The sequence below is a fragment of the Streptomyces abyssalis genome (assembly GCF_001751365.1).
In the GTDB taxonomy this organism is placed as follows: domain Bacteria; phylum Actinomycetota; class Actinomycetes; order Streptomycetales; family Streptomycetaceae; genus Streptomyces; species Streptomyces abyssalis.
Map to the genome: position 1 here is coordinate 1 of NZ_LJGT01000026.1, position 1628 is coordinate 1628.

General features: G+C 70.8%; 3 protein-coding genes. All 3 read right to left on the reverse strand.

Annotated elements, in window-relative coordinates:
- Window positions 1-135: 135 nt before the first annotated feature.
- A complete protein-coding gene (locus tag AN215_RS00120; protein ID WP_070008648.1) occupies window positions 136-615 on the reverse strand; it encodes an SRPBCC family protein in 480 nt (159 codons plus the stop codon).
- A gap of 120 nt (window positions 616-735) precedes the next feature.
- Entirely contained in the window at window positions 736-921 is a 186-nt protein-coding gene (locus AN215_RS00125) for a hypothetical protein (protein WP_070008647.1), read from the reverse strand.
- A 240-nt stretch (window positions 922-1161) separates the two neighbouring features.
- On the reverse strand, window positions 1162-1628 hold a 467-nt coding region (locus AN215_RS00130; RefSeq protein WP_070031076.1), incomplete at its 5' end, for an SRPBCC domain-containing protein.

Here is a 1628-nt window from a genome sequence, read left to right on the forward strand (position 1 = left end):
CTGCCGACTTCCCGGTGGACGTCGTTGATCTGGTCGACGATGTCGCTCATCACTGCTCCGTGGGTCGTCGGGCGGCTCCGGGGGCCGGACGCGGCCGGCTGATACGGGAGAGGGCTCGCAGCCAGTGTCGCGCCCTCAACTCTTCGGCGGCTGCGGGGACTCCAGCGACGCGGCCACGTCCGCGAGGTCCTTGGCGAGTGCCTTGGCCGCGGCCTTCGAGCGGAGCCCGCCGAGCATCTTCATCACGGCTCCCTTGAGGCCGCCCTTCTCTGTTGTCCTGGAGCCGAAGGTCAGGCGTACGTCTGTGGATTCGCCGCCCGCGGGCGTGAGAAGGAACTCCGAGGTGTAGTGGACGCCGCGTGACTCGGCCTCTATGACGCAGCGTTCCGGCGCCTCGCTCGCCGTCACCCACATCTCCTCGGTGGCTTCCTTGCCGAGCATGGTGCGGGTCTCCCGCCAGCGTGTGCCGACGCCGAAGGGGCCTTCGCTGAGCATCTCGATGCGGTCGATGCCCTTGATCACTTCGGCGCTGTGCTCGATGTCCGTCAGCGCCTCCCAAACGCGGCCGGCCGGAGCCGCGATGCGCCGTTCCACTGTCACCTGTGCTGTGCCCATGACGTCCTCCAACTGCCCGGGCGGACCCCGTCGTCCGTCCCGCTGTCCGGAATTGGAGCAGAGGGCACTGACAACGGCCGTGGAGCCGTTGCTCTCAACCGGGTGCGGCGGGTGCCGGGTTCACGACCGGGAACCGGCGGTCTCCTCGGTCCGGTTCCGGTGCCGTACGGCGGCGACCACGGCACAGACGAGGAAGAGCGACCCGGCGCCCCAGAGGACCGCAGCGGCCTCCTTCACAACGAGCGACAGCAGGACGCAGACGGACGTCAGCATCACGAAGGCGGTTGTGGGATTGCGCGTGCTCATCGGTGTTCACCGTTTCTGCCGTGGCGTGGGGGTTGCTCCGGCTGTCCGCTCCGCGGCTCCCGGGCCCGGCCCGGGTGTGTGCCGTGGGCTCCGGTGCCGCTCGTGCGGTCAGCCGGGGACACCGTCATGAAAGCTGGTCGACATGCACCGGTCAACCCGTTACCGATGGCGGCGGGGCACCCGCACCCCCGCCGCCGACGCCCGTATGCCGCCCCCGCCGGTGCCTGCCGCGGCCCCTCGTCAGCCGGCGTCGTCCTCGCGGGGCGGTGCGTAGAAGGCCGTCGTGCCGGCGACTGCTGCCGCGGCCACGTCGGCGGGTGCGCCTGAGGTCTCGTATGCGGTGCCCCACGCCTCGCTGCTGCGGGTCATGAACTCCCTTGCCTCGTCGGTCGCTTCCCACTCGGACGGGTCGCCGACCGATTCGCCGCGCAGGTGGAGCCCGAGTCCGAGCAGGCCCATGTCCCAGCCGACTCCGACCGCTCCGGGGCCGAACTGGTCCCAGAACTCCGGCGGTACGACCGCGACGTGCTCCAGTTCGAGGACTGTCTCCCCCTCGCCCCCGGGTGTCAGCCGCACCTCGACCTCGCTGAGGCCGGGGCTCTCGCCCATCACCCAGCTCACCTTCAGCAGCCGGGGCGGTTCGCACTTGAGGATCTCGCCGCCGGCGTTGCCCTCCAGCTGGTAGTGCCCGCCGGGCTTCAGGTCGC

Excerpts from the sequence above, each read along its gene's own strand:
- AN215_RS00120 (WP_070008648.1), bottom strand. The coding sequence starts at position 615 with ATGGGCACAGCACAGGTGACAGTGGAACGGCGCATCGCGGCTCCGGCC.
- AN215_RS00125 (WP_070008647.1), bottom strand. The coding sequence starts at position 921 with ATGAGCACGCGCAATCCCACAACCGCCTTCGTGATGCTGACGTCCGTC.